The sequence below is a fragment of the Nonomuraea angiospora genome (assembly GCF_014873145.1).
Classification (GTDB): domain Bacteria; phylum Actinomycetota; class Actinomycetes; order Streptosporangiales; family Streptosporangiaceae; genus Nonomuraea; species Nonomuraea angiospora.
In genome coordinates, this window is sequence record NZ_JADBEK010000001.1 from 8,311,606 (window position 1) to 8,336,010 (window position 24,405).

General features: G+C 68.8%; 25 protein-coding genes. 22 read left to right on the forward strand and 3 right to left on the reverse strand.

The window, feature by feature from the left end; all coding sequences use genetic code 11:
• Positions 1 to 2 precede the first annotated feature (2 nt).
• The 14 genes from H4W80_RS38110 to H4W80_RS38175 all read left to right on the forward strand — a co-directional run bounded on the left by H4W80_RS38110 (position 3) and on the right by H4W80_RS38175 (position 15,854).
• Positions 3 to 554 (forward strand): NuoB/complex I 20 kDa subunit family protein, encoded by a 552-nt coding sequence (locus tag H4W80_RS38110; RefSeq protein ID WP_185069987.1) that lies wholly within the window; start codon positions 3 to 5, stop codon positions 552 to 554.
• Positions 551 to 1,255 carry an NADH-quinone oxidoreductase subunit C gene (locus H4W80_RS38115; RefSeq protein ID WP_192789487.1) on the forward strand — a complete coding sequence of 235 codons (705 nt, stop codon included), beginning with the start codon at positions 551 to 553 and terminating at the stop codon, positions 1,253 to 1,255. The genes H4W80_RS38110 and H4W80_RS38115 overlap by 4 nt, the downstream gene beginning before the upstream one ends.
• Positions 1,252 to 2,577: an NADH-quinone oxidoreductase subunit D gene (locus H4W80_RS38120; RefSeq protein ID WP_192789488.1), complete on the forward strand. Its 1,326-nt coding sequence runs from the start codon at positions 1,252 to 1,254 to the stop codon at positions 2,575 to 2,577. The genes H4W80_RS38115 and H4W80_RS38120 overlap by 4 nt, the downstream gene beginning before the upstream one ends.
• Positions 2,574 to 3,230, forward strand: coding sequence for an NADH-quinone oxidoreductase subunit NuoE (gene nuoE / locus H4W80_RS38125; protein ID WP_192789489.1), 657 nt, complete (start codon positions 2,574 to 2,576; stop codon positions 3,228 to 3,230). Before H4W80_RS38120 ends, nuoE begins: the two co-directional genes overlap by 4 nt.
• Positions 3,227 to 4,516 (forward strand): NADH-quinone oxidoreductase subunit NuoF, encoded by a 1,290-nt coding sequence (nuoF, locus tag H4W80_RS38130; protein WP_192789490.1) that lies wholly within the window; start codon positions 3,227 to 3,229, stop codon positions 4,514 to 4,516. Before nuoE ends, nuoF begins: the two co-directional genes overlap by 4 nt.
• Positions 4,513 to 6,888: an NADH-quinone oxidoreductase subunit G gene (locus H4W80_RS38135; protein ID WP_192789491.1), complete on the forward strand. Its 2,376-nt coding sequence runs from the start codon at positions 4,513 to 4,515 to the stop codon at positions 6,886 to 6,888. The genes nuoF and H4W80_RS38135 overlap by 4 nt, the downstream gene beginning before the upstream one ends.
• Complete coding sequence (gene nuoH, locus H4W80_RS38140; protein WP_192789492.1) at positions 6,885 to 8,186, forward strand: NADH-quinone oxidoreductase subunit NuoH; 1,302 nt, start codon at positions 6,885 to 6,887, stop codon at positions 8,184 to 8,186. Before H4W80_RS38135 ends, nuoH begins: the two co-directional genes overlap by 4 nt.
• On the forward strand, positions 8,173 to 8,688 hold the full coding sequence (gene nuoI / locus H4W80_RS38145; RefSeq protein WP_185069994.1) for an NADH-quinone oxidoreductase subunit NuoI: 516 nt from the start codon (positions 8,173 to 8,175) through the stop codon (positions 8,686 to 8,688). The genes nuoH and nuoI overlap by 14 nt, the downstream gene beginning before the upstream one ends.
• Positions 8,681 to 9,502, forward strand: a complete 822-nt coding sequence (locus H4W80_RS38150; RefSeq protein ID WP_192789493.1) for an NADH-quinone oxidoreductase subunit J — start codon at positions 8,681 to 8,683, stop codon at positions 9,500 to 9,502. The genes nuoI and H4W80_RS38150 overlap by 8 nt, the downstream gene beginning before the upstream one ends.
• Complete coding sequence (gene nuoK, locus H4W80_RS38155) at positions 9,499 to 9,795, forward strand: NADH-quinone oxidoreductase subunit NuoK (protein WP_185069996.1); 297 nt, start codon at positions 9,499 to 9,501, stop codon at positions 9,793 to 9,795. Before H4W80_RS38150 ends, nuoK begins: the two co-directional genes overlap by 4 nt.
• A gap of 70 nt (positions 9,796 to 9,865) precedes the next feature.
• Positions 9,866 to 11,713 (forward strand): NADH-quinone oxidoreductase subunit L, encoded by a 1,848-nt coding sequence (nuoL, locus tag H4W80_RS38160; RefSeq protein ID WP_192793986.1) that lies wholly within the window; start codon positions 9,866 to 9,868, stop codon positions 11,711 to 11,713.
• Positions 11,713 to 13,272, forward strand: a complete 1,560-nt coding sequence (locus H4W80_RS38165) for an NADH-quinone oxidoreductase subunit M (protein ID WP_185069997.1) — start codon at positions 11,713 to 11,715, stop codon at positions 13,270 to 13,272. The genes nuoL and H4W80_RS38165 overlap by 1 nt, the downstream gene beginning before the upstream one ends.
• Entirely contained in the window at positions 13,269 to 14,852 is a 1,584-nt protein-coding gene (gene nuoN, locus H4W80_RS38170; protein WP_192789494.1) for an NADH-quinone oxidoreductase subunit NuoN, read from the forward strand. The genes H4W80_RS38165 and nuoN overlap by 4 nt, the downstream gene beginning before the upstream one ends.
• A gap of 12 nt (positions 14,853 to 14,864) precedes the next feature.
• A complete protein-coding gene (locus H4W80_RS38175) occupies positions 14,865 to 15,854 on the forward strand; it encodes a polyprenyl synthetase family protein (RefSeq protein WP_192789495.1) in 990 nt (329 codons plus the stop codon).
• On the opposite strand, the gene rarD is transcribed toward H4W80_RS38175, so the two are convergent.
• Positions 15,822 to 16,745 carry an EamA family transporter RarD gene (gene rarD / locus H4W80_RS38180; protein ID WP_192789496.1) on the reverse strand — a complete coding sequence of 308 codons (924 nt, stop codon included), beginning with the start codon at positions 16,743 to 16,745 and terminating at the stop codon, positions 15,822 to 15,824. The genes H4W80_RS38175 and rarD overlap by 33 nt on opposite strands.
• Before the next feature lie 123 nt (positions 16,746 to 16,868).
• On the opposite strand from rarD, the gene msrA reads away from it, so the two are divergent.
• From msrA to H4W80_RS38210, 6 genes are all read left to right on the forward strand, one after another.
• A complete protein-coding gene (gene msrA, locus H4W80_RS38185; protein WP_192789497.1) occupies positions 16,869 to 17,525 on the forward strand; it encodes a peptide-methionine (S)-S-oxide reductase MsrA in 657 nt (218 codons plus the stop codon).
• Between the two features lie 262 nt (positions 17,526 to 17,787).
• Entirely contained in the window at positions 17,788 to 18,462 is a 675-nt protein-coding gene (locus H4W80_RS38190) for a DUF2306 domain-containing protein (RefSeq protein ID WP_192789498.1), read from the forward strand.
• A 102-nt stretch (positions 18,463 to 18,564) separates the two neighbouring features.
• The gene (locus tag H4W80_RS38195) at positions 18,565 to 18,873 is read left to right on the forward strand and encodes a type II toxin-antitoxin system prevent-host-death family antitoxin (RefSeq protein ID WP_192789499.1); all 309 of its coding nucleotides are present in this window, start codon (positions 18,565 to 18,567) and stop codon (positions 18,871 to 18,873) included.
• Between the two features lie 2 nt (positions 18,874 to 18,875).
• Positions 18,876 to 19,394 carry a type II toxin-antitoxin system RelE family toxin gene (locus H4W80_RS38200; protein ID WP_192789500.1) on the forward strand — a complete coding sequence of 173 codons (519 nt, stop codon included), beginning with the start codon at positions 18,876 to 18,878 and terminating at the stop codon, positions 19,392 to 19,394.
• 189 nt (positions 19,395 to 19,583) lie between these two features.
• Positions 19,584 to 20,006, forward strand: a complete 423-nt coding sequence (locus tag H4W80_RS38205) for a hypothetical protein (RefSeq protein ID WP_192789501.1) — start codon at positions 19,584 to 19,586, stop codon at positions 20,004 to 20,006.
• Between the two features lie 785 nt (positions 20,007 to 20,791).
• On the forward strand, positions 20,792 to 21,718 hold the full coding sequence (locus H4W80_RS38210; RefSeq protein WP_225963882.1) for a GNAT family N-acetyltransferase: 927 nt from the start codon (positions 20,792 to 20,794) through the stop codon (positions 21,716 to 21,718).
• Between the two features lie 198 nt (positions 21,719 to 21,916).
• Here H4W80_RS38210 and H4W80_RS38215 read toward each other — a convergent pair whose 3' ends face one another.
• Positions 21,917 to 22,075 carry a hypothetical protein gene (locus H4W80_RS38215; protein WP_192789502.1) on the reverse strand — a complete coding sequence of 53 codons (159 nt, stop codon included), beginning with the start codon at positions 22,073 to 22,075 and terminating at the stop codon, positions 21,917 to 21,919.
• A 195-nt stretch (positions 22,076 to 22,270) separates the two neighbouring features.
• Here H4W80_RS38215 and H4W80_RS38220 point away from each other — a divergent pair, with 195 nt between their 5' ends.
• A complete protein-coding gene (locus H4W80_RS38220) occupies positions 22,271 to 22,450 on the forward strand; it encodes a hypothetical protein (protein ID WP_192789503.1) in 180 nt (59 codons plus the stop codon).
• Here H4W80_RS38220 and H4W80_RS38225 read toward each other — a convergent pair.
• The gene (locus tag H4W80_RS38225) at positions 22,434 to 23,423 is read right to left on the reverse strand and encodes an ArsR/SmtB family transcription factor (protein ID WP_192789504.1); all 990 of its coding nucleotides are present in this window, start codon (positions 23,421 to 23,423) and stop codon (positions 22,434 to 22,436) included. The two genes, H4W80_RS38220 and H4W80_RS38225, sit on opposite strands and share 17 nt — an antisense overlap.
• A 99-nt stretch (positions 23,424 to 23,522) precedes the next feature.
• Between H4W80_RS38225 and H4W80_RS38230 the strand changes: the two genes are divergently transcribed.
• Positions 23,523 to 24,377, forward strand: coding sequence for an isocitrate lyase/PEP mutase family protein (locus tag H4W80_RS38230; protein ID WP_192789505.1), 855 nt, complete (start codon positions 23,523 to 23,525; stop codon positions 24,375 to 24,377).
• The last annotated feature ends 28 nt before the right edge of the window (positions 24,378 to 24,405 follow it).

Here is a 24,405-nt window from a genome sequence, read left to right on the forward strand (position 1 = left end):
AAATGGGACTTGAAGAGAAACTCCCCAGCGGGTTCATCCTCAGCACGGTCGAGGCGGCCGCCGGATGGGCGCGCAAGAACTCCGTGTGGCCCGCCACATTCGGCCTCGCGTGCTGTGCCATCGAGCTGATGGCCACCGGCGGCCCCCACTACGACCTGGCGCGCTTCGGCATGGAGCGCGCTTCGGCGTCTCCTCGCCAGGCCGACCTCATGATCGTCGCCGGCCGCGTCTCGCAGAAGATGGCGCCCGTGCTGCGGCAGATCTACGACCAGATGGCCGAGCCGAAGTGGGTCATCTCCATGGGTGTGTGCGCCTCCAGCGGCGGCATGTTCAACAACTACGCGATCGTGCAGGGCGTCGACCACGTCGTGCCCGTCGACATCTACCTGCCGGGCTGCCCGCCGCGGCCCGAGATGCTGATCGACGCGATCGTGAAGCTGCACGACAAGATCCAGAACATGAAGTTCGGCGCCCACCGCGCCAAGCAGATCGAGGAGCTCGAGCTGCAGGCGCTGCGGCCGCTGCCGCTGATCGACCAGGGAGCCTCGAAGTGACCTCGCCCGACAACCTCCCCGGCAGCCCGGAAAGCGGTGAGACCCCCGAGGCCGCGGTTCCCGCCGTCCCCGAGGCGCCGATCGCCCGGCACGGCATGTTCGGCGCCCAGGACTCCGGCGACACCTCCGGCTACGGCGGCCTCGTCGTGCGCCGGGCGCCGCAGCTGTCCACGCCCCGCCCGTACGGCGGCTACTTCGACGAGGTCGTCGACGGCCTGGCCCTCGACGACGCCATCGAGCGCGTGGTCGTCGACCGCGGTGAGCTGACCCTGCACGTCAAGCGGGAGCGGTTGGTCGAGGTCGTCCAGAAGCTGCGCGACGACCCGGCCCTGCGCTTCGAGCTCTCGCTGGGCGTCACCGGCGTGCACTACCCGCACCTGACGGGCGAGGAGCTGCACGCGGTCATCCACCTGTGCTCGATCACCTACAACCGCCGCGTACGCGTCGAGGCCAGCGCCCCCGACTCCGACCCGCACATTCCATCGACCGTGGGCGTTTACCCTGGTCACGACTGGCATGAGCGTGAGGCGTACGACTTCTTCGGGATCATCTTCGACGGTCACCCCGCGCTCACCCGGATCATGATGCCGGACGACTGGGACGGCCACCCGCAGCGCAAGGACTACCCGCTCGGCGGCATCCCGGTCGAATACCGCGGCGCCACCATCCCCGCGCCCGACCAGAGGAGGAGCTACTCGTGAGCACCGCTTATGACGAGGCGACCGAGGGCAAGGTCTATTCGGTCAACGGCGGCGACTGGGACGAGGTCGTCACCGGAGCGCGTGACACCGAAGAAGAGCGCCTGGTCGTCAACATGGGGCCGCAGCACCCGTCCACGCACGGCGTGCTCCGCCTGGTCCTGACCCTCGACGGCGAGACGGTGACCGAGGCGCGCAGCGTCATCGGCTACCTGCACACCGGCATCGAGAAGAACATGGAATACCGGACGTGGACCCAGGGCACCACGTTCGTGACCCGCATGGACTACCTCTCGCCGATCTTCAACGAGACCGCCTACTGCCTGGGCGTGGAGAAGCTGCTCGGCATCGAGGACCGCATCCCGGACCGGGCGCAGGCCATCCGCGTGATGATGATGGAGCTCAACCGGATCTCCTCGCACCTGGTCGCGATGGGCACGTTCGGCATGGAGCTGGGCGCGACCACGCCGTTCCTCTTCGGCTATCGCGACCGCGAGATGATCATGGATCTCTTCGAGTACATCACCGGTCTGCGGATGAACCACGCCTACATCAGGCCGGGCGGCGTGAGCGTCGACCTGCCCGCGGGCGCGGTCGACAAGGTCGGCGAGTTCCTCAAGGAGATGCCCAAGCGGATCAAGGACATCCGCAAGCTCCTCGACGCCAACCCGGTCTACGTGCGCCGCACCCAGGACGTGGCCTACCTCGACTTGACCGGCTGCATGGCCCTGGGCATCACCGGCCCGATCATGCGCGCCGCCGGCCTCCCGTGGGACCTGCGCAAGTCGCAGCCCTACTGCGGCTACGAGACGTACGAGTTCGACGTCGCCACCGAGCGCGGCTGTGACGTCTACTCGCGCTACCTCGTGCGCATGAAGGAGATGGAAGAGTCCCTCAAGATCGTTGAGCAGGCGCTCGACCGCATCGCCGGCCCGCTCAAGGGCGACCCGGTGATGATCGAGGACAAGAAGATCGGCTGGCCCGCGCAGCTCGCGCTCGGCCCCGACGGGTTCGGCAACTCGCCCGACCACATCGCCCACATCATGGGCACCTCGATGGAAGCGCTCATTCACCACTTCAAGCTGGTGACCGAGGGCTTCCGGGTGCCGGCCGGGCAGGCGTACGCCAGCATCGAGTCGCCCAAGGGCGAGCTCGGCGCCCACGTGGTCAGCGACGGCGGCACCCGCCCCTACCGCGTGCACTTCCGCGAGCCGTCCTTCTGCAACCTGCAGGGTTTCCCCGCGATGGCAGAGGGCGGCCAGGTCGCCGACGTGATCGCCGCGGTGGCTTCTATCGACCCTGTCATGGGAGGTGTGGACCGGTGACTTATTCACCGGAGATCCGGGAGCGTCTGGAGCGGGACGCCAAGGAGATCATCGGGCGTTACCCGAAGACGCGCTCCGCACTGCTGCCGCTGCTCCACCTCGTGCAGTCGGAGGACGGCTACGTCTCCGACGACGGGCAGGAGTTCTGCGCGGAGATGCTGGGCATCAGCAAGGCCGAGGTCACCGGCGTCGCGACCTTCTACACGATGTACAAGCGCAAGCCCGCCGGCGACTATCACGTCGGCGTGTGCATCAACGCGCTGTGCGCGGTCATGGGCGGCGACCAGATCTGGGACGAGCTGACCGAGCACGTCGGCGTCGGCCACGAGGAGACGACCTCCGACGGCAAGATCTCGCTGGAGCGCCTCGAGTGCAACGCGGCCTGCGACTTCGCCCCCGTCATGATGGTCAACTGGGAGTTCTTCGACAACCAGACCCCCGAGTCGGCCAAGCAGCTCGTCGACGACCTGCGTGACGGCAAGGACGTGCGGCCGACCCGCGGCCCGAAGAAGCTCTGCAGCTTCAAGGACGCCTCGCGCGTGCTCGCCGGCCTGCCCGACGACCTGGCCGCTGACGGCCCGTCGGCCGCCGGCGCCTCGCTGGAGGGCCTGAAGGTCGCCAAGGCCAACGGATGGAAGGCCCCCGAGGCATGAGCACGACTTTGACACCGGTCCTGACCGCGAACTGGGACCAGCCCAACTCCTTCACCCTCGACGTCTACGGCGAGTACGAGGCGGCGAAGAAGGCGCTGGCGATGGACCCCGACGCCGTCATCCAGGCCGTCAAGGACTCGGGCCTGCGCGGCCGTGGCGGCGCGGGCTTCCCCACCGGCATGAAGTGGGGCTTCATCCCGCAGGGCGACGGCAAGCCGCACTATCTCGTCGTCAACGCCGACGAGTCGGAGCCGGGCACCTGCAAGGACATCCCGCTGATGATGGCCAACCCGCACGCGCTGGTCGAGGGCATCATCATCACGTCCTACGCGATCCGGGCCAACCACGCCTTCATCTACGTGCGCGGCGAGGTGCTCCACGTGATCCGGCGGCTGCACGCGGCCGTGCGGGAGGCGTACGAGAAGGGCTACCTCGGCACCGACATCCTCGGCTCCGGCTACGACCTCGAGCTGGTCGTGCACAGCGGCGCCGGCGCGTACATCTGCGGCGAGGAGACGGCGCTGCTCGACTCGCTGGAGGGCTTCAGAGGTCAACCGCGACTCAAGCCCCCGTTCCCCGCCGTGGCGGGCCTGTACGCCTCGCCGACTGTGGTGAACAACGTCGAGTCGATCGCCAGTGTTCCCTCCATCATCGGCAACGGCGCCGACTGGTTCGCCGGGATGGGCACCGAGAAGTCCAAGGGCTTCGGCATCTTCTCGCTGAGCGGCCACGTCACCCGGCCCGGCCAGTACGAGGCGCCGCTCGGCATCACGCTGCGCGAGCTCCTCGACATGGCGGGCGGCATCAGGGCCGGCCACGAGATCAAGTTCTGGACCCCGGGCGGCTCCTCCACGCCGATCTTCACCGACGAGCACCTCGACGTGCCGCTCGACTTCGAGGCGGTCGGCGCCAAGGGCTCCATGCTCGGCACCCGCGCCCTGCAGATCTTCGACGAGACCACCTGCGTGGTCCGCACGGTGCTGCGCTGGACCGAGTTCTACGCCCACGAGTCCTGCGGCAAGTGCACGCCCTGCCGCGAGGGCACGTACTGGCTCAAGCAGGTGCTCAAGCGCCTGGAGAAGGGCCAGGGCACCGAGGAGGACCTGACCACGATCACCGACATCGCGGACAACATCCTCGGACGCTCGTTCTGCGCTCTGGGCGACGGCGCGACCAGCCCGATCCACTCCTCGGTGAAGTACTTCCGCGAGGAGTACCTCAAGCACTTCGAGATCGGCGGCTGTCCGTTCGACCCGAAGAAGTCCACTCTCTGGGGTGAGCAGTGACAGTCGTAGAGACCGAGACGAACCTGGTGACCCTGACCATCGACGGGTTCCAGGTCAGCGTGCCCAAGGGCACCTTGATCATCAGGGCCGCCGAGCTCCTGGGCATCCAGATCCCCAGGTTCTGCGACCACCCGCTGCTCGACCCGGCGGCCAACTGCCGCCAGTGCCTGGTCGACATCCCCGACGCGGGCAACGGCCGCGGCTTCCCCAAGCCGCAGCCGTCGTGCGCGATCGAGGTCGCCGAGGGCATGGTCGTGCAGACCCAGCTCACCTCGCCGGTCGCCGAGAAGGCGCAGCGCGGGGCCATGGAGCTGCTGCTCATGAACCACCCGCTCGACTGCCCGGTCTGCGACAAGGGCGGCGAGTGCCCCCTGCAGAACCAGGCCATGTCCAACGGCCAGGGCGAGTCCAGGTTCCAGGAGCAGAAGCGGACCTTCCCCAAGCCGCTGCCGCTGTCCACGCAGGTGCTGCTCGACCGCGAGCGCTGCGTCCAGTGCGCCCGGTGCATCCGCTTCTCCGACCAGATCGCCGGCGACCCGCTCATCGAGTTCTTCGAGCGCGGGGCCAAGGAGCAGGTGCGCACCGCCGAGGGCAAGCCGTTCAACTCCTACTTCTCCGGCAACACGGTGCAGATCTGCCCGGTCGGCGCGCTGACCGGCGCCGCCTACCGGTTCCGGGCCCGCCCGTTCGACCTGGTCTCCACGCCGAGCGCGTGCGAGCACTGCGCCGCCGGTTGCGCCCAGCGCACCGACCACCGGCGCGGCCGGGTCACCCGCCGCCTGGCGGGCAACGACCCGCAGGTCAACGAGGAGTGGAACTGCGACAAGGGCCGCTGGGCCTTCACCTACGCCCAGCAGCCCGACCGGCTGAAGACGCCGCTGGTCCGCAACGAGGAGGGCGTGCTCGTGCCCGCCTCGTGGCCGGAGGCGCTGGCGGTGGCCGCCGCGGGCCTGGCCAAGGCCCGCGGCAAGGCCGGCGTGCTGGTCGGCGGCCGGGTCACGGTCGAGGACTCGTACGCGTACGCCAAGTTCGCCCGCCTGGCCCTGGCCAGCAACGACATCGACTTCCGCGCCCGGCCGCACTCCGCCGAGGAGGCGCAGTTCCTGGCCCACGCGGTGGCCGGCAAGGGCATCGAGGTCAGCTACACCGACCTCGAGAACGCCCCCCACGTGCTGCTCGTCGGGTTCGAGCCCGAGGAGGAGTCGCCGATCGTCTTCCTGCGCCTGCGCAAGGCGTGGCAGAAGAAGGGCCTCAAGGTCACCTCGATCGCCCCGTTCGCCTCGCCCGGCCTGGCCAAGATGGGCGGCACGCTCATCCGCACCGCGCCCGGCGCCGAGGCCGACGCGATCGGCGACCTGGTCGGCACCCTCGCCGAGGGCGCGATCGTGCTCGCCGGCGAGCGCCTGGCCACCGTGCCCGGCGCGCTGTCCGCCGTGGTGCGGCTCGCCAACGCCTCCGGCGCCAGGCTCGCCTGGGTGCCGCGCAGGGCCGGCGAGCGCGGCGCGGTCGAGGCCGGCGCGCTGCCCAACCTGCTGCCGATCGGCCGCCCGGTCGACGACGAGTCCGCCAGGGCCGAGGTGGCCAGGGCGTGGAACGTGGCCTCGCTGCCCGCCACCCCCGGCCGCGACACGACCGGCATCCTGGAGGCCGCCCGCGCCGGCGAGCTGGACGCGCTGGTCGTGGCCGGCGTCGACCCCTACGACCTGGCCGACCCCGTGGCGGCGCTCGACGCGCTCGAGCACACGCCGTTCATCGTCAGCCTGGAGATCCGCGCCAGCGCCGTCACCGACCGCGCCGACGTGGTCCTGCCCGTCGCCGCGGTGCAGGAGAAGGGCGGCACGTTCGTCAACTGGGAGGGCAGGGGCCGCTCGTTCGAGGCGCCGCTGAAGGTGCCCGGCCTGCAGAGCGACCTGGCCGTGATCGGCAACCTGGCCGACCGGATGGACGTCCACCTGGGCCTGCCGGACGCCAAGGCCGCCCGGCGGGAGCTGTCCGGCCTGGGCGCCTGGCGCGGCAGCCGCGTCACCGCCCCGCACACCGCCACCCGCGCCCAGGGCGCCCCGGCGGCCGGCGAGGCGCTGCTGGCGACCTGGCACCTGCTGCTCGACGAGGGCAGGCTGCAGGACGGCGAGCCGTACCTGGCGGGCACCGCCCGCGCCGCCGAGGCGCTGGTCTCCGAGAGCACGGCGGCCGAGCTCGGCGTCGCGGACGGCGACAAGCTCGTCGTGGGCGACAGCGTCACCCTGCCCGTGCGCGTCGCCGATCTGCCGGACCGGGTCGTCTGGGTGCCTGCGAACTCCGGCGGCTGCTCGGTCACCCGTGACCTGCACGCGGTGGCCGGCGACATCGTCACCATCGGGAGCGCCTCATGACCCACGTTCTCGCGGCCGATCCCACCCTCGCCGACTTCGGCAAGGACCCGCTGTGGATCACGATCATCAAGGCCGTGCTGCTGTTCGCCTTCCTGATGCTGGGCATCCTGTTCGGCGTCTGGTTCGAGCGCAAGCTGATCTCCAGGATGCAGAACCGGTACGGCCCCAACCGGGCCGGAAAGTTCGGCCTCCTGCAATCGGTGGCCGACGGCCTGAAGATGGGTCTGAAGGAGGACATCTTCCCGCGGACCGTGGACAAGGTGCTCTACCTGCTGGCCCCGGTCATCATGGTGATCCCGGCCTTCCTGGCCTTCTCGATCGTGCCGTTCGCGGGGATGGTCAACCTGTTCGGCGTGCAGACGCCGCTGCAGCTGGTCGACCTGCCGGTGGCGGTGCTGTTCATGCTCGCCATGGGCGCGGTGTCGGTCTACGGCGTGGTGCTGGCCGGTTGGTCGTCGCGCTCGCCGTACGCGCTGCTGGGCGGTCTCAGAAGCGCGGCGCAGGTGGTCTCGTACGAGATCGCCATGGGCCTGTCGTTCGTGGCCATCTTCCTGTTCGCCGGGACGCTGTCCACCTCGGAGATCGTCAACGCGCAGGGGCAGACCTGGTTCGTGTTCCTGCTGATCCCGTCGTTCGTGATCTACGTGATCTGCATGTTCGGCGAGGCCGCGCGCATCCCGTTCGACCTGCCCGAAGGCGAGGGCGAGCTGGTCGGAGGCTTCCAGACCGAATACTCCTCGTCGCTGAAGTTCGCCCTGATCATGATGGGCGAATACCTGCACACCTTCACCGCCTCGGGCATCGCCGTGACGTTGTTCCTCGGCGGCTGGCGGGCGCCGATCCCGATCTCCTGGTGGGAGGGCGCCAACCAGGGCTACTGGCCGGTGCTGTGGTTCCTCGTCAAGTTCGTGCTCACCTTCAGCTTCATCATCTGGGTGCGGGCCTCGCTGCCGCGCGTGCGCTACGACCAGCTCATGTCGCTGGGCTGGAAGGTGCTGATCCCCGTCAACCTGGCGTGGATCATGCTCGTGGCCGGCGTGCGCAGCGTGATGCTCAACGAGGAGTCCCGGATGATCGCCCTCGGGGTGACCGGGGTCATCGTGATCGGTGGGCTGGCCATCTGGATGCGGTTCGACACCGTCAACCAGCGGCGCAAGGAGGACCGGAAGGCCCAGGTCGAAGCCGAGTTCGAGGAACTGTCCGAAGAGCCGACGGCAGGTGGCTTCCCGGTGCCGCCGCTCGATCTGCCGCACTACCACGGGGTGCAGCACAAGGAGATTCCCAGTGGGACTAACTGATTGGCTGAACCCCGTCAAGGGCTTCGGGGTCACCTTCCACACGATGTTCAAGAAGCCCGTCACGACGAACTACCCGGAGGAGAAGAAGCCGACGGCTCCTCGCTTCCACGGGCGTCACCAGCTCAACCGCTGGCCTGACGGGCTGGAGAAGTGCGTCGGCTGCGAGCTGTGCGCCTGGGCGTGTCCGGCCGACGCGATCTACGTCGAGGGCGCGGACAACACCGACGAGGAGCGGTTCTCGCCGGGTGAGCGTTACGGGCGCACGTACCAGATCAACTATCTGCGGTGCATCCTCTGCGGTCTGTGCATCGAGGCCTGCCCGACCCGGGCGCTCACCATGACCAACGAGTACGAGCTCGCCGACACCTCCCGAGAGAGCCTCATCTTCACCAAGGAGATGCTCCTCGCGCCGCTGACGCAGGGCATGGAGCAGCCGCCGCACCCCATGCGGCTCGGTGAGACCGAAGAGGACTACTACCGGCTGGGGCGGACCAATGGGTGAGACCATCACTTTCTGGGTGCTCGCCGTCGTGTCCGTCGGCGCCGCGCTCGGCATGGTCTTCAACAGGAAGGCCGTGTACTCCGCGCTGATGCTCGGCACGGTGATGCTCAGCCTCGCGGTCCTGTACGCCGTGCAGGACGCGCCCTTCCTGGCCGCGGTGCAGATCATCGTCTACACCGGCGCCATCATGATGCTGTTCCTGTTCGTGCTCATGCTGGTGGGCGTCGACTCCTCCGACTCCTTCGTCGAGACGCTGAAGGGCCAGCGCGTCTGGGCCACCCTCGCGGCCCTCGGCTTCCTGGTGTTGATCATCCTGGCCTTCGGCAACGCGATCTTCGCCGACCAGGCGGGGCTGGCGCAGGCCACGGCGCAGGGCGGCTACATCCGCTCGATCGCGCTGCTGCTGTTCACCAAGTACGTCTTCGCGTTCGAGATCACCTCCGCGCTGCTGATCACGGCGGCGCTGGGCGCGATGGTGCTGGCGCACCGCGAGCGGCTCACCGACAAGCCGACGCAGAAGGACCTGGCCCGCGCCAGGTTCCTCGGCGACCAGCCGTCGCCGCTGCCGGGCCCCGGCACCTACGCCAGGAGCAACGCCATCGACATGCCTGCGCTGCTGCCCGACGGGTCGGTCGCCCCGACCTCGGTCAACCGCTACATCGCCCGCTACGACGTGGAGCACGACCACCTGCCGGCCGACCCGAAGCTCGCCGAGGCCATCAAGCACACGGCCGAGGAAGACGCCGAGGAGCGCGCCATCGAGCGGGACGGCGAGCGGGATGACAGCGAGCAGAACAATGAGGTGACCAAGTGACGACGCACTACCTCGTCCTGTCCGGCCTGCTGTTCGCCATCGGCGCTCTGGGCGTGCTGATCCGGCGCAACGCCATCGTGGTGTTCATGTGCGTGGAGCTCATGCTCAACGCCTGCAACCTCGCCTTCGTCACCTTCTCCAGGCAGGTCGGCAACCTGGAAGGCCAGATCATCGCGTTCTTCGTGATGGTGGTGGCCGCGGCCGAGGTCGTGGTCGGCCTGGCGATCATCGTGACGATCTTCCGAACCCGCAGGTCCGCGTCCGTCGACGACGCGAACCTGCTGAAGTACTAAGAGGTGACTGGTGGAATCTCCTGTTGAGATCGTCCAGCACACCGGCGGCGTGATCGGGGTCTCCTGGCTGATGATCGCCCTCCCTCTCGTGGGGGCGGCCATCCTGCTGGTGCTGGGCCGGTTCACCAACCGCTGGGGCCATCTGCTGGGCGTGGCCATGTCCCTCGCCTCGTTCGTCGTGGCGGTGCTGGCGTTCTTCGAGCTCATCGGGTTCGGGGACGAACAGCGCCGGCGGGCGGTCGAGCTCTACGACTTCATCCCCGGCATGGTGAAGATGGGGCTGCTGATCGACCCGCTGTCGATCAGCTTCGCGCTGTTGATCACCGGTGTGGGTTCGCTGATCCACATCTACTCGATCGGCTACATGTCGCACGACGAGCACCGGCGCAGGTTCTTCGGATACCTGAACCTGTTCGTCTCCGCGATGCTCCTGCTGGTGCTGTCCGACAACTACGTGGGCCTGTTCATCGGCTGGGAGGGCGTCGGTCTGGCGTCGTACCTGCTGATCGGGTTCTGGCAGTTCAAGCCGTCGGCGGCGGTCGCGGCGAAGAAGGCGTTCGTCGTCAACCGCGTCGGTGACTTCGGCCTGCTGGTCGGCATGTTCCTCATCTGGACCACGTTCGGCACGCTGACCTTCAAGACGCTCGGCGAGCAGATCACGCCGGGCCAGGAGAGCGGCACCATGCTGGCCATCGGCCTGCTGCTGCTCCTCGGCGCGTGCGGCAAGTCCGCCCAGCTCCCGCTGCAGTCCTGGCTCCTGGACGCCATGGAGGGCCCGACCCCCGTGTCGGCCCTGATCCACGCCGCGACCATGGTCACCGCCGGCGTCTACCTGGTGGTCCGCTCGGGGGCGTTCTTCTTCCCCGAGGGCTCGGGCGCGGCGCTCGCCGTCGCCATCGTCGGCGCGGCCACGCTGCTCGCCGGTGCGATCATCGGTTGCGCCAAGGACGACATCAAGAAGGGCCTGGCCGGTTCGACGATGTCGCAGATCGGCTACATGATGCTCGGCGCGGGCCTCGGCCCCGCGGGGTACGCGTTCGCGATCGGCCACCTGATCACGCACGGCTTCTTCAAGGCCAACATGTTCCTCGGCGCCGGTTCGGTCATGCACGGCATGAACGACGAGGTGAACATGCGGAAGTTCGGCGGGCTGCGCAAGTACATGCCTGTCACCTTCTACACGTTCTTCATCGGCTACCTGGCGATCATCGGGTTCCCGCTGCTGTCCGGCTACTTCACCAAGGACGGCATCATCGAGACCGCGGTGCACCACCAGCCGGTGCTGGGCTGGCTGGCCGTGCTCGGCGCGGGCATCACCGGCTTCTACATGTCGCGGATGGTCTTCATGACCTTCTTCGGCGAGAAGCGCTGGGCGGAGGACGCCCACCCGCACGAGTCGCCGGCCGTCATGACCTGGCCGCTGATCATCCTGTCGATCGGCTCGATCGGGCTGGGCGGCTACCTGGTGCTGAACGGGACCCTGTACCACTTCCTGCAGCCCGCTGTCGGTGGCGAGGGCCCCGCGCCGGAGTTCGTGTTCACCAGCACGCCTGGTCTGGCCACGCTCGCGCTCGTCGCGGTCGGCGCCGCCTTCGCCTGGATGAGGTACGGCCGGGCCGAGGTGCCCGCCGTGCAGCCGCGCGGGTCGTTCCTCACCACGTTCGCCCGCCGTGACCTCTACGGCGACGCGATCAACGAGTCGCTCTTCATGCGCCCCGGCCAGTGGCTGACCCGCATCGCGGTGTTCTTCGACAACCGGGGCATCGACGGGCTGGTCAACGGCCTGGCCGCGGGCATCGGGGGCACCTCGGGGCGCATGCGGAGGCTCCAGACGGGCTTCGCCAGAACGTACGCGCTGTCCATCTTCATCGGTGCCGCCCTGCTGACCGGCGCCCTGCTCCTCGTTGGGAACCTCTGATGTCACCCTGGCTTCCGATACTCATGGCGGTGCCCGTGGTGGGCGCCATCGTGGTGGCCCTGCTTCCCAAGGGCAGTGACAAGCTGGCCAAGCAGGTCACCCTGCTGGTCTCGCTGCTGACGCTGGTCCTCACGGGTGTCATGGCCGCCGGGTTCAAGCCGACCGGTCCGCGCTTCCAGTTCACCGCCGAGTACAACTGGATCCCGAGCTTCGGCGTGAAGTTCGGGGTCGGCGTGGACGGCGTCGCGCTCGTGCTGATCGCGCTCTCGGTGGTGCTGGTGCCGATCGTGGTGCTGGCCTCCTGGCACGACGCCGACGGCGTCAAGACCGCCGACGGCACGCTCATCACGCCCAAGCGGTCGGTGAAGACGTACTTCTCGCTGCTGCTCGTGCTCGAGACGATGATGATCGGCGTCTTCGCGGCGACCGACATCTTCCTCTTCTACGTGTTCTTCGAAGCCATGCTGATCCCGATGTACTTCATGATCGGGTCGTACGGCGGCGCCCAGCGGTCCTACGCGGCCGTCAAGTTCCTGCTGTACTCGCTGTTCGGCGGCCTGCTCATGCTGGTCGCGGTCATCGGGCTCTACGTGGTCGGCGGCAGCAAGACCTTCATGTTCCCCGAGCTGATCGGGGTCGTGCAGGACCCGGCCATGCAGAAGTGGCTGTTCGCGGGCTTCTTCATCGCCTTCGCGATCAAGGCGCCGCTCTGGCCGGTGCACACCTGGCTGCCCGACGCGGCCGCGCAGGCTCCGGCCGGCGCCGCTGTGCTGCTGGTGGGCGTGCTGGACAAGGTCGGCACGTTCGGGATGCTCCGCTTCTGCCTGGAGCTGTTCCCCGACGCGGCCAAGGCGTTCACGATGCCGATCGTCGTACTGGCGGTCATCAGCATCATCTACGGCGCCATCGTGGCCATCGGGCAGACCGACATGAAGCGCCTCATCGCGTACACGTCGATCTCGCACTTCGGGTTCATCGTGCTCGGCGTGTTCGCCATGTCGTCGGTCGCGCAGTCCGGCGCGGCCCTCTACATGGTCAACCACGGCTTCGCCACCGGCGCGCTGTTCCTGGCCGCGGGCTTCCTCATCGCCAGGCGCGGCTCGCCGTTCATCGGGGACTACGGAGGCGTGCAGAGCGTCGCGCCGGTGCTCGCGGGCTTCTTCCTGGTCGCCGGTCTGGCCGGTCTCTCGCTGCCGGGGCTCTCCTCGTTCGTGAGCGAGTTCATGGTCATGATCGGCACGTACTCCAGCCAGGCCCACGGGTCGGGCGCCCTGACGGTGGCCGCGGTGGTCGCCGCGGTGGCGGTCATCCTCGCGGCCGTCTACATCCTGTGGATGGTCCAGCGGACCATGAACGGGCCGACGGCCGAGCCGGTCAAGGCGTTCAAGGACCTGAACGCGCGCGAGATCTGGGTGCTGGCCCCGCTGGTCGCCCTGATCATCGGCTTCGGCTTCTTCCCCAAGCCGCTGCTCGACGTGATCAACCCGTCGGTGCACCAGACGCTGACCAACGTGAAGGTGCCCACCTCCACCATCGCTGAGAAGGGGACAGGTCAGTGAACTCCATCCCAGCGCCGACGATCGAGTACGGCACGCTGGCGCCGCTGCTGGTGGTGTTCGGCGCGGCCGTCATCGGAGTGCTCGTCGAGGCGTTCGCGCCCCGATACCTGCGTAAGTCGATCCACGTCCCGCTCACCCTGCTGAGCCTGTTCGGCGCGTTCGCCCTGGTGCTCGTGCAGGTGCTGCGCGGCAACGTGCCCACCGCGCCGGTCGCCATGGGCGCGGTCGCGGTGGACGGGCCCGCGCTGTTCATCTGGGGCGTCATCCTCGTCCTGTCGTTCGTGTGCGTGCTGCTGATCAACGACGAGGGCCACTTCGTCGCGTCGGCCGCGGCCGTGCCCGGCAGCGCCGACGAGGAGGAGGCCGAGGCCGCGGGCGGCGGGCACACCGAGGTGTACCCGCTGGTGCTGTTCGCGGTCGGCGGCATGCTGCTCTTCCCGGCCGCCCACGACCTGCTGATGATGTTCGTGGGCCTCGAGGTCATGTCGCTGCCGCTCTACCTGCTGTGCGGCCTGGCCCGCCGGCGCCGCCTGCTCTCGCAGGAGGCGTCCATGAAGTACTTCCTGCTGGGCGCGTTCTCCTCGGCCTTCTTCCTGTACGGCACCGCGATGGTGTACGGCTTCGCCGGCACCGTCTCGCTGCCGGGCATCAACGAGGCCATGGGCAGGAGCGCCTCGCTCGACCCGATCCTGATGCTCGGCCTCGCGCTGCTCGGCGTGGGCCTGCTGTTCAAGATCGGTGCGGCGCCGTTCCACGCCTGGAAGCCGGACGTCTATCAGGGCGCCCCGACGCCCATCACCGCCCTCATGGCCTCCGGCACGCTGGTCGCGGCCATGGGCGCCGTGCTGCGGGTGTTCTGGGTGGGTCTGGGGAACCTCGACTGGAACTGGCGGCCGATCATCTGGGGCGTCGCCGCCCTGACCATGATCGTCGGCTCGATCCTGGCGATCACGCAGACCGAGATCAAGCGGATGCTGGCGTACTCGTCCATCGCGCACGCGGGCTTCCTGCTCGTCGGCGTGATGGCCACGTTCGGCTCCGCCGAGCAGAACGCGGTCTCCCTGAAGGCGATCCTGTTCTACCTGGCGGTCTACGGCATCACGACGGTCGGCGCGTTCGCGGTGGTCACGCTCATACGCGACCCGGGCGGCGAGGCCGGGCACCTGTCGCGCTGGGCCGGGCTCGGCAAGCGCGCGCCGGTGCTGGCCGGGGTGTTCGCCTTCTTCCTGCTGGCCTTCGCCGGCATCCCGCTGACGAGCGGCTTCTTCGGCAAGTACGCCGTCTTCGCCGCCGCTCTGAACAGCGGCACGCAGCCCGGCGACTCGATGGGCGGCTGGATGGCCGGCCTGGTCGTGGTGGGCGTGGTGGCCTCGGCCATCGCCGCGTTCTTCTACGTCCGCGTGATCGTGCTGATGTTCTTCAGCGAGCCGGCGGCCGACGGCCCGGCGATCGCGGTGCCCAGTATGGGGACCGTGGCGGTCATCGCCGTTTCGTTGCTGGTTACCGTAGGAGTGGGGCTCTACCCGGAGTCCGTGCTCGGTGTCGCCAACGACGCCGCACACAGCCTGTTCATCAGATAAGGGGAATCTCGTATGTCTGCGCCTCCCGTGGTTGACCTTCCCATCGAGGACGAACGGCTGGCGCAGGACGTGGCCACCGGACTGGCCGCGGTCGAGAAGCTCCTGCGTTCGTCGGTGGAGAGCGAGGACGCCTTCGTCACGGAGGCGTCCAAGCACCTCATCGAGGCCGGCGGCAAGCGGTTCCGTACGCTGATGGTGCTGCTGGCCGCGCAGTTCGGCGACCCGTCCGCGCCGGGGGTCGTGCCCGGCGCGGTGGTGATCGAGCTGACCCACCTGGGCTCGCTCTACCACGACGACGTCATGGATGAGGCCCCGGTCCGCCGGGGCTCCCCGTCGGCCAACGCCCGGTGGGACAACACCGTGGCCATCCTCACCGGCGACTATCTGTTCGCCCAGGCGTCCGACCTCCTCGCGGACCTCGGTCCCGAGCTGATCCGCATCCAGGCCCAGACGTTCTCCCGCCTCGTCCAGGGGCAGATCCGCGAGACCGTCGGCCCGCGCGACGGCGAGGACCCGATCGGCCACTACCTGAGCGTGCTCGCCGACAAGACGGGCTCCCTGATCGCCGCCTCCGGCCGCTTCGGCGCGCTGCTGTCCGGCGCGCCCGCGGACGTCGAGGAGCGGCTCAGCCGCGCCTGCGAGGCCATCGGCGTGGCCTGGCAGCTCGGTGACGACCTGCTGGACGTGGCCTCGTCCGGCGCCCAGTCGGGCAAGACGCCGGGGACCGACCTGCGGGAGGGGATCAGGACCCTGCCGGTTCTGTACGCTCTGGCGTCGGAGGAGCCGTCGCGGCTGCGCGAGCTGCTGGCGGGTCCGGTGGCCGAGGAGGATGTGGAGGAGGCGCTGACCCTGCTCCGCGCCGACCCGGCGATGGCCCAGGCCCGGGCCGAGCTGGAAGCCTGGGTGGACCGCGCCCGTGCCGACATCTCCGGCCTTCCCGACATCCCCGCCAGGTCCGCATTTTTGGCGCTATGTGACTACGTGGTCCAGCGTTCCGGCTGATTTCCTGACCCGCTTCGAGGCGCGAGCCGTCCTCAAGCCGTCGTACGTGAAGATCGCCAGGGCCAGCCAGACGATCGAGAAGCCGATCCACCGGCTGGACGGCATGGTCTCCTTGGCGATCAGCACACCGCACGCGAACTGCAGGACCGGCGCGATGTACTGCAGCAGCCCCATGGTGCTGAGCGGCACCCGGATGGCCGCCGCCCCGAAGCAGATCAGCGGGATGGCGGTGCCGATCCCGCCGCCGACCAGCAGCAGGGCGTGCGCGAGGCCGTGGTCGGCGAACGTCCCCTGCCCGCCGGTCTGCAGGAAGAAGATGTAGCCGAGCGCGGGGAGGATCAGCACCAGGGTCTCGATCGCGAGGCCCTCGGTGGCCGGCACGTTGGCCCGCTTCTTCAGCAGCCCGTACACGCCGAAGCTCACGGCCAGCGTCAGCGCGATCCACGGCAGCCGCCCGTAGTCGAACGTCAGCACCAGCACCGCCAGGGCCCCGAACCCGACGGCCACCCACTGCATCGGCCGCAGCCGCTCCCGCAGCAGCACCACCCCGAACACCACGTTGACGAGCGGGTTGATGAAGTAACCGAGGGCGCCCTCGACGACGTGACCGCTGTTGACGGCGTAGATGTACGTGCCCCAGTTGAGGGTCACGACCATGGCCGCCAGCACCAGCAGCCCCAGCTTCATGGGCTGCTTGAGCAGCGGCCGGAACCAGGCCCAGTGCCTGCGCACCGCCAGCGCGGCCGCGACGGCGACCAGCGACCACACCATCCGGTGGGCGAGGATCTCAACGGCTCCGGAAGGCTTGAGGAGCGGCCAGTAGAGGGGGAACAGTCCCCACATCGTGTAGGCGGCGATCCCGAACAAGACACCGCGCCGAAGGTCAGGCATGAACCCCATCTTCGGCCATTACCACCTTTAAACACAAACGCCTCTCACTATACGGAAATGTGTAGAGCTCCTAAAGCGTTAGGCCCTATGTACTCTGGGACGAGACCTACTGGAGGTAGTGCCATGGGCTGGCTGTTCGGCGGCAACAAGACATCGATGGTCCGACCCGAGGACGCCCTCCCCGGCCGCCCGGACCCCATGCCGATCCCGTCGCGCCACGCGGTCCTCGACGCCCCCCTCACCCCGCCCGAGGGCCTCGAGATCGCCGACTTCGGCCTCGGCTGCTTCTGGGGCGCGGAGCGCAAGTTCTGGCAGACGCCCGGGGTGGTCACGACGGCGGTCGGATACCAGGGCGGCTACACGCCCAACCCGACGTACGAGGAGGTCTGCAGCGGCCTCACGGGTCACACCGAGGCCGTCAGGGTGGCCTTCGACCCGGCGAAGGTGTCGTACGAGGAGCTCCTGAAGGTCTTCTGGGAGGCCCACGACCCGACCCAGGGGATGCGCCAGGGCAACGACGTGGGCACGCAGTACCGGTCGGCGATCTACTACCACTCACCGGAGCAGCAGAAGGCCGCGGAGGCGTCGCGGGACGCGTACGAGCGGGTCCTGAAGCAGTCGGGCTACGGCGAGATCACCACAGAGCTGGCCCCCGCGGGCCCGTTCTACTATGCGGAGGATTATCACCAGCAGTACCTGTACAAAGTGCCCAATGGGTACTGCGGAATCGGCGGTACTGGGGTCTCCTGCCCGGTCGGACTGACGTCCGGTGAGGCGTGATCGGCCGCCTCTGATCCACGCTGCATCCTCACTGGGTGAGATTCTTGCGGGCGGTCCGGCGGTCCGGCGGCGTCTTGTGTTCTGGACGGCTGCTGGACGTGGAAAACGCCATGCGGGAAGACCGTGAAGGTGGTCGGGGCCTGAGACTGCCAATCGTGGCGATCTTCAGCCGAAAGTACGACTGATCGGTGGTCAATCGGACGACTCGGGTCGGGCTCTTCGGCTGAAGAATTCCCATGGCGTCGGCCGTCACCATCAGGACATGACCGACGAGAGCATGGCAGTACGATCCGCGCGTTCGCCGCGCGGCCGTGTGCGGGGTGGGTGGCAGGTCCCTGCCGGGTTGATCGCCCTCAGTCTCATTCCCCTGATCGCAGGTGCCCTACGCATGACTGAATTGGCCGGTGGTCCCGTGATCATGCCGGAGACCGCGGCCCTGGCGGCGCCTCTGCCCCTGGGGCTGCACATTGTCAGCGTCAGTGCGTACAGCATCCTGGGGGCCTTTCAGTTCGTCCCTCGATTGCGGCGTCGCAGAAACGGCTGGCATCGGAGAGCTGGGCGGCTGCTCGTCGGCTTCGGGCTTCTCGCGGCGCTCACAGGTATGTGGATGGCGCTATTCCATAGCCATCCCGGGGACGGCGGTCTCCTGCTCGGCTTCAGGCTCGTGTTCGGTGGGGTGATGGCCGTTTCGATCGTGCTCGGGTTCGTCGCGATCCGGCGGCGGGACGTTGCCGGGCATCGGGCCTGGATGGTCCGGGGTTATGCCATCGGCATGGGGGCCGGCACGCAGGCGCTCACCCAGTTGCCCTGGATTGTCATCCTCGGGGCGCCGAGCGGGCTCCCCAGGGCGTTGCTCATGGGCGCCGCGTGGGTGATCAATCTGCTGGTGGCCGAATGGGTCATCCGGCGGTGGCGCGTCCAGGCGGTGCTCCTCTGAGAGCAACTTTGTTAGGTCGATTGGGCGGCTGAGCCAGGTGCGGCGTGAGCCTGTGCTCGCTCATGAATCGCGATTCTGTGCAGAAAGATATACAGTTGATGTATGACTGCTCTGCACGACGCTACTGAACTGAGCGTCACAGAAGCGGCCCAGAGAGGGGTCGCCCGCCTGGTGGCTGATGCGGAGCAGGGAACCGATCTGGTGGTCACCCGCCGGCATCAGCCGGTGGCGGCCGTGGTGAGCATCCGCCGACTCAACGAGTTGGAGGAGGCGGCGGCCGATCTTCGTGATCTGGCGCTCGTGCTTACCCGATCGGTCACGGACACGGGGGAGCGAGTCTCGCTCGATGAGGTACTCGCTGCTTTCGGTCATACTCGTGAGTCCCTGGCCGCCATCCCAGACGACGAGTAAACGTGTCCGACATCGTCTTCACGGCGCCGGCGGTGGATGACCTCCGACGCATCGGCCCAGACGCAGTACCCAGGGTGCTCAAGAAGATTCTTCTCCTGCTGGACAACCCTGAGGCTGGTTACCCACTCGGCGGGGAACTGACCGGATTCCGGAAGCTGGTGGTCGGTCGTAACATCTGGCGTGTCATCTACCGCATCACTGAGGACAAGTCGGTGGAGATCTGTGAGGTGTGGGCTGTCGGTGAGCGGGCCGACGCGGAAGTGTACGCCGAGGCGACGGCGAGGGTCCACGAGGCGGGCACCGACCGTCCTGAGATCGTCCAGCTCAGTCAGGTGATCGAGCGTCTTGGCGCGCTGACCGATCACATTCGGGTGGAGAAAGCACCCCCTAGAGAGCCGGTTCCAGACTGGCTCGCGGATCGGTTGATCTACACGGCCGGGATGGCCCGCGAGGACGTTGCCGCTCTTGATCTGCAAGAGGCTGTCGACTTGTGGGCTGAGTACCGATCCAAGTCTCATTAGGCCGTACATCTATTGCCCGAAGCGAAGCGCTACCGCCAGCAGTACGTGTTCAAGATCCCGAACGGCCGCTGCGGGCGTCTCCTGCCCGGTCGGCCTGACATCCACCGAGGGGGAGCGATGACTCGCGGTACGCGGCGTGAGAGTGAGACGCAGGCTCTGGCCGGAAGTCTCACTCCCGACGAACGTCAGATGATCAGTGTCCTCGATCTTCAGCGCCTCGCCGTGGAGAAGGAGAGCATCCTGCCCGAACATGCGGCGCAGGCCAAGGAGCCGATCTATGGCGTTCTTTCCTCACTCAAGTGGTGGGAGGATTTGATCCACGACATGGAAGGGTGGCCTGGCGAGGTCTTTTACCCGGTCTACGAGTACCTCAATGACCTGACCGTTCGGGATGGTCTGGAGGAGTACTGCGAGGCTCTGCAGGGGATGGCTCGCACGAAGCTCACCAGCACGCTGAATCGCCTCGACGAGCGCTATCGCGCCGTGACGCATGAGGACGGTGGCGCTGAGCTCGCACGGTACTGGCGGCCCCTTTCAGAGGGGACCGAGACCCGATGGTGGTGGACTCGAAGGCCGAACCATCTACCCCCGGGTTGGGTTGGCGGTCGCTAGAGCCACGGCGACAACTTTCCCTACATGGTCAAGGCGTCGGCGCTGCGAGCCGCCCTCTCCGCCGGGCTGCGGCCTGGGGCCGATCCCGGCGGGAACGGCCAAGCCGCCCGCAGTCTGATGGCGCAGGTTCGAGCGCCATACTTCGGAGCGGCCCACGATCGCCATCGCCGGATTGATCTCCGTATCCGGCTGGGATCATCGACATCAGGCTGACGCAGGCAGGGGGCTCTGGGGGCCGTGGGTCGGAACCTGATGGACCACTCGCACATCGGTAGCGGTCGCACGGGCGCTCCGTACAGGGCGTGGCTGTCGATAGCCGTCATGCACGTCGCTCGCGATGCCCAGGCGGATCAACTCCCTATGTAGCGCCTCAGCGGCTTCGCGCGACTCCACCGGGCGTGAGGTCGGGCAGCGGGTGCGGCACCGTGGCGGCCAACATCCGCTCGTCCTTGACGTACTACCGGGACGCTGCCCGATCTCGACGGCTGCGAGGTGCTTCTTCGGGATGCCAGCCTGCATGGTCACAAGTAGGCCATCGACGCTGTGGTGGCGGCCGCCGCGCTGCGCTCGGTACGCCCTGCCATCGTTCTGACGTCTGACGCGCACGACAAGAGCAAACTGCGCGGGAAGCAGGGCAGGTGGTCCCTGTCTGACACTGTGCGAGGGCCGGGTGGAAGTTTCCGGAACCATTGCGGGAGGCGAACCGCTACCCAAGGCGTGGCGGCAGCTTCGCCGGCATCGGACATCAGCCCACGGAAGGGACAAAGGTTCGCTAACCTCTTCCGGTGATTTCCTACCGTGCGATCGTCCCTGCGGACCTCGACCGTGTGACCGCGTGGGTCGTGACCGAGCCCGTCGGCTGGATCCCCGCCGACCGTTACCTCGCAGAACTGGCCGAGAACATGTACCGGCCGGAGTGGACGTGGATCGCCAAGGTCGGCGACCGGGTCGTGGGACGGGCGCTGTGGTGGGGGCCGAGGGACAGCGCGCACCCGGTCGCGCTCGACTGCCTCGACGTGGATCCCGCGGTGGGGGAGCGCACCGCCGTCGCCGCCGAGCTGATCAGGGCCGCACTGGCGGTGTTCCCGCGGCCGGTGCAGTACGCGATCAAGGCGGCCGGCGGCTGGCGCGACGATCCGGCCACCTCGGCGGCCGTGGAATGGCGGCGGGCGGCAGCGCACGCGGCCGGCCTCACCCGGGAGGTGGAGCGGCTGCAGTTCGAGTGGGCGCCGGCCGACGGGGTGCCCCCGGCGACCGGGGTGCTGCGGTTCGCCGAGGCGTCCGATGAGGAGTTCCTGGCGGTGTTCACGAGAATCGCCGAGGGCAGCCTGGACTTCCAGACCCGGACGAGCGTGGCGGCCAAGGGCGTGGACGCGACCGCGCGCGAAGAGATGGACTTCTATCTCGGAGCGCCGGGCAAGCGGGAGTGGTGGCGGATCGCCTATACGCACGAGGGCGAGGTGGCAGGCATGGCGATCCCCTCGGCGACGCCGTACAGCGTGAACGTGGGGTATCTCGGGGTGGTCCCGGAGTTCCGGGGGCGCGGATACGTGGACGAGGTACTCGCCGAGATCACCCGCATGCACGCGGCCAACGGAGAGCCGCGCATCACCGCCTCCACCGACGTGGGCAACGCGCCGATGGCGGCCGCGTTCCTGCGCGCCGGATACCGCAACACGGAGATCCGGATCAACCTCTCCAACGCCCTTTAGTCCTACCGGCACGAGAGGTCCCGGCCTGGGCGAGGCGTCGACGTGTCACCCGTCGGCGGGATCTGCCGAGGAGTAGGAGGAGGCGATCCTGGCGTGGTCGTGGTAGATCGACAGTACGCGCGGGCCGGCGGGCGTCCCGTTCCTACGGAGGCACGGGCGTGGCCCTGCCCGGTCGGCCGGACGTCCGGCGAGGGACGGTCAGGCGGTGCGGGCGCCCTGTCGGGGGCTCACGGGGACCTCGAGGACGATGGCGTGGGCGCCGTCGGCGTCGATGAGGTGCTCTTCCAGGGTGGGGCCGGTGACAGCCAGGCGGTGGCGGTGCAGCCAGCCGAACAGGTCCTGTCCGGCTCGGACCATCCCCGCTGAGGGTGGAACGACGGCACGGGCAGGCAGGAGGAGCTGCTCGCCGGTGCCGGTGAGGTCACCGCGGCGGCCTCGGCCGTCCTGCTCACCGCCACGTGGGCGGTCAATCTGGCCGGGCTGCTGTGGGTCGCCGCCACAGCCGCCGGCGCGGCGGGCATCCCGACGCCCGCCGGGCTTCGTGTCACCGGCTTGATCGCCGCGCTCAGCGGCCTGGCCGCGGTCGTGCTTCCGTGGACGACCGGAACCGGCGGCCCCACGGGGGCGCTGGAACAGCTCGGGTACGCGCTCGACCTGCCCGTCATGATCTGGTACGGGGTCCTGGGGTGGCGGTATCTGCGCACGCCGCAGGGGTTCAGGCCTGCGCGGTGAGCAGGGCGTCGGCGAGGGCGGTGCGGGCGTAGAGGACCGAGCGGCCCGCCCGGTGGGTGCTGGTCAGGCCGGCGGCCCGCAGGGCGGTGAGGTGCTGGGACACCGCCGCCGCGGACAGGCCCGAGCGTTGGGCGAGCTCGGTGGTCGAGGCGGGCGTGTCCAGTCCGGCCAGGATCGATGCCCGGGAACGGCCGATCACGGCGGTAAGGGCTTCCAGCTGCGTACGTGTCCGGCGCTCCCACAACAGGCCGATGCCGCGCGCCGGGTAGGCCAGCTGCGGTGGTTCGGACTCGACGGACCGGGTCAGCACCCGCGGCCAGGCGAAGACCGACGGCACCAGGAGCAGCCCGGCTCCGGTCTCGATCCTGGTGATGGCGCAGTGCCGCTCTGTCAGATGGAGGCTGCCGCCGGCCCAGCGCACCGTGTGGTGCAGCTCGTCCAGCGCCTGGGCCGTGCCCTGCTCGGCCACCTGGCGGCCCCGGTGGAAGATGTCCGCCTCCAGGACCGAGCGGATCCTGGCCCAGTAGGGCGCTATCGCCAGGCCCCAGTAGACCTCGATCTCCGCCACGATCCGGGGCAGGCAGCTCCGCGGGGTGCGGTGAAGGCTGCGCAGCCGGGAGGGAAGAGCTCCTTCGCGCTCGGCGGCCAGGTGATCGACGTCCCGCCGTACCTGCTCGGGGTCGGTGGCCTCGATGGCGGCCAGCTCGTCGGAGAGGCCGGGCGAGGGGGCGGTCGGCGTCGGGTTGAGGAAGTCGGGGAGGTGGCCGCTGGGCGGGATCATGTCGGCCAGCCAGCCGCGATCGAGGCCCGCGGCGGCGAGCCGGGGGCGTACCTGGTCGGCCCAGCCGCGCAGCGGGCGCGGCGCCACGGTGGCGGCCAGCGCCCTGAAGCTGGTGACGACTTCCCACATGGGCGAGACGGCGAAGCGGGTCTCGGCCAGATCGTTCACCGAGAACGCGAGCCGCGCCTTCATATCGCCCTCCTTGATTCGGTCTGAGCTTAATCAGTGGATCCTCGACCCGCTGCCCAGCAGTATCCCGGAAGCAGGACGACCCGAAAGGCAGTCACGTACATGTCCGTTGACATCTCCTCCTCCGCCGATGCCGCGACCCAGCGGAAGGCCCGGCTGTTCCGTGCCCTGAGCACCGAGCCCGTGCTGGTGCTGCCCAATGCCTGGGACGCCGCCAGTGCGGCCGTCATCGCCGCGGCCGGCGCCACGGCGATCGCCACGACCAGCGGTGGCGTCTCGTGGTCGCTGGGCCGCGGGGACGGGCAGCGGCTGAGCCGGGACGAGATGGCGCAGGCCGCGCGGCGCATCGTGGACTCCGTCGACGTGCCGGTGACGGTGGACGTGGAGGGAGGGTACGGGCCGGACCCGGCGGATGTCGCCGCGACCGTGCGGGCGGTGGTCGAGGCCGGGGCGGTGGGCGTCAATCTGGAGGACTCCACGGCCGTCGGCGGTCCTCTGTTCGACGTGGCCGAGCAGAGTGCCAGGCTGCGCGCCGCCAGGGAGGCCGCGGCCGCCGCGGCCCTGCCGGAGCTGTTCGTCAACGCCCGTACCGACGTCTTCCTGTTCGGGATCGGTGCGGCGGACGGGCGGTTGGGCGAGGTGCTGGAGCGTGCGGAGGCCTACGCGGAGGCGGGAGCCGACGGCATCTTCGTCCCGGGCCTGCTCGACCTGGACACGCTGAACACCCTCTGCGCGGCATCGCCGCTGCCGGTCAACGCGATGGCCGTCGCGGGCGGACCGAGCGTCAGCGAGCTCGCGCAGGCCGGGGTACGCCGGGTCAGCCTGGGCACCGGCCTGGCCCAGGCCGCCTACGCCGCGACCCGGAGGGCCGCAGCGGAGCTGCTGGGCACGGGCGGTCTCACGGCGCTGGACGGCTCACTGGACTTCAGCGAACTCGACGTCCTGTTCCGCCGCTGATCGAGAAGCCGGAGGGCGGCCGCGTCAG

Excerpts from the sequence above, each read along its gene's own strand:
- H4W80_RS38110 (WP_185069987.1), top strand. The coding sequence starts at position 3 with ATGGGACTTGAAGAGAAACTCCCCAGCGGGTTCATCCTCAGCACGGTC.
- nuoF (WP_192789490.1), top strand. The coding sequence starts at position 3,227 with ATGAGCACGACTTTGACACCGGTCCTGACCGCGAACTGGGACCAGCCC.
- nuoH (WP_192789492.1), top strand. The coding sequence starts at position 6,885 with ATGACCCACGTTCTCGCGGCCGATCCCACCCTCGCCGACTTCGGCAAG.
- H4W80_RS38150 (WP_192789493.1), top strand. The coding sequence starts at position 8,681 with ATGGGTGAGACCATCACTTTCTGGGTGCTCGCCGTCGTGTCCGTCGGC.
- nuoL (WP_192793986.1), top strand. The coding sequence starts at position 9,866 with ATGATCGCCCTCCCTCTCGTGGGGGCGGCCATCCTGCTGGTGCTGGGC.
- H4W80_RS38165 (WP_185069997.1), top strand. The coding sequence starts at position 11,713 with ATGTCACCCTGGCTTCCGATACTCATGGCGGTGCCCGTGGTGGGCGCC.
- H4W80_RS38175 (WP_192789495.1), top strand. The coding sequence starts at position 14,865 with ATGTCTGCGCCTCCCGTGGTTGACCTTCCCATCGAGGACGAACGGCTG.
- rarD (WP_192789496.1), bottom strand. The coding sequence starts at position 16,745 with ATGCCTGACCTTCGGCGCGGTGTCTTGTTCGGGATCGCCGCCTACACG.
- msrA (WP_192789497.1), top strand. The coding sequence starts at position 16,869 with ATGGGCTGGCTGTTCGGCGGCAACAAGACATCGATGGTCCGACCCGAG.
- H4W80_RS38190 (WP_192789498.1), top strand. The coding sequence starts at position 17,788 with ATGACCGACGAGAGCATGGCAGTACGATCCGCGCGTTCGCCGCGCGGC.
- H4W80_RS38195 (WP_192789499.1), top strand. The coding sequence starts at position 18,565 with ATGACTGCTCTGCACGACGCTACTGAACTGAGCGTCACAGAAGCGGCC.
- H4W80_RS38205 (WP_192789501.1), top strand. The coding sequence starts at position 19,584 with ATGATCAGTGTCCTCGATCTTCAGCGCCTCGCCGTGGAGAAGGAGAGC.
- H4W80_RS38215 (WP_192789502.1), bottom strand. The coding sequence starts at position 22,075 with ATGGTCCGAGCCGGACAGGACCTGTTCGGCTGGCTGCACCGCCACCGC.
- H4W80_RS38225 (WP_192789504.1), bottom strand. The coding sequence starts at position 23,423 with ATGAAGGCGCGGCTCGCGTTCTCGGTGAACGATCTGGCCGAGACCCGC.
- H4W80_RS38230 (WP_192789505.1), top strand. The coding sequence starts at position 23,523 with ATGTCCGTTGACATCTCCTCCTCCGCCGATGCCGCGACCCAGCGGAAG.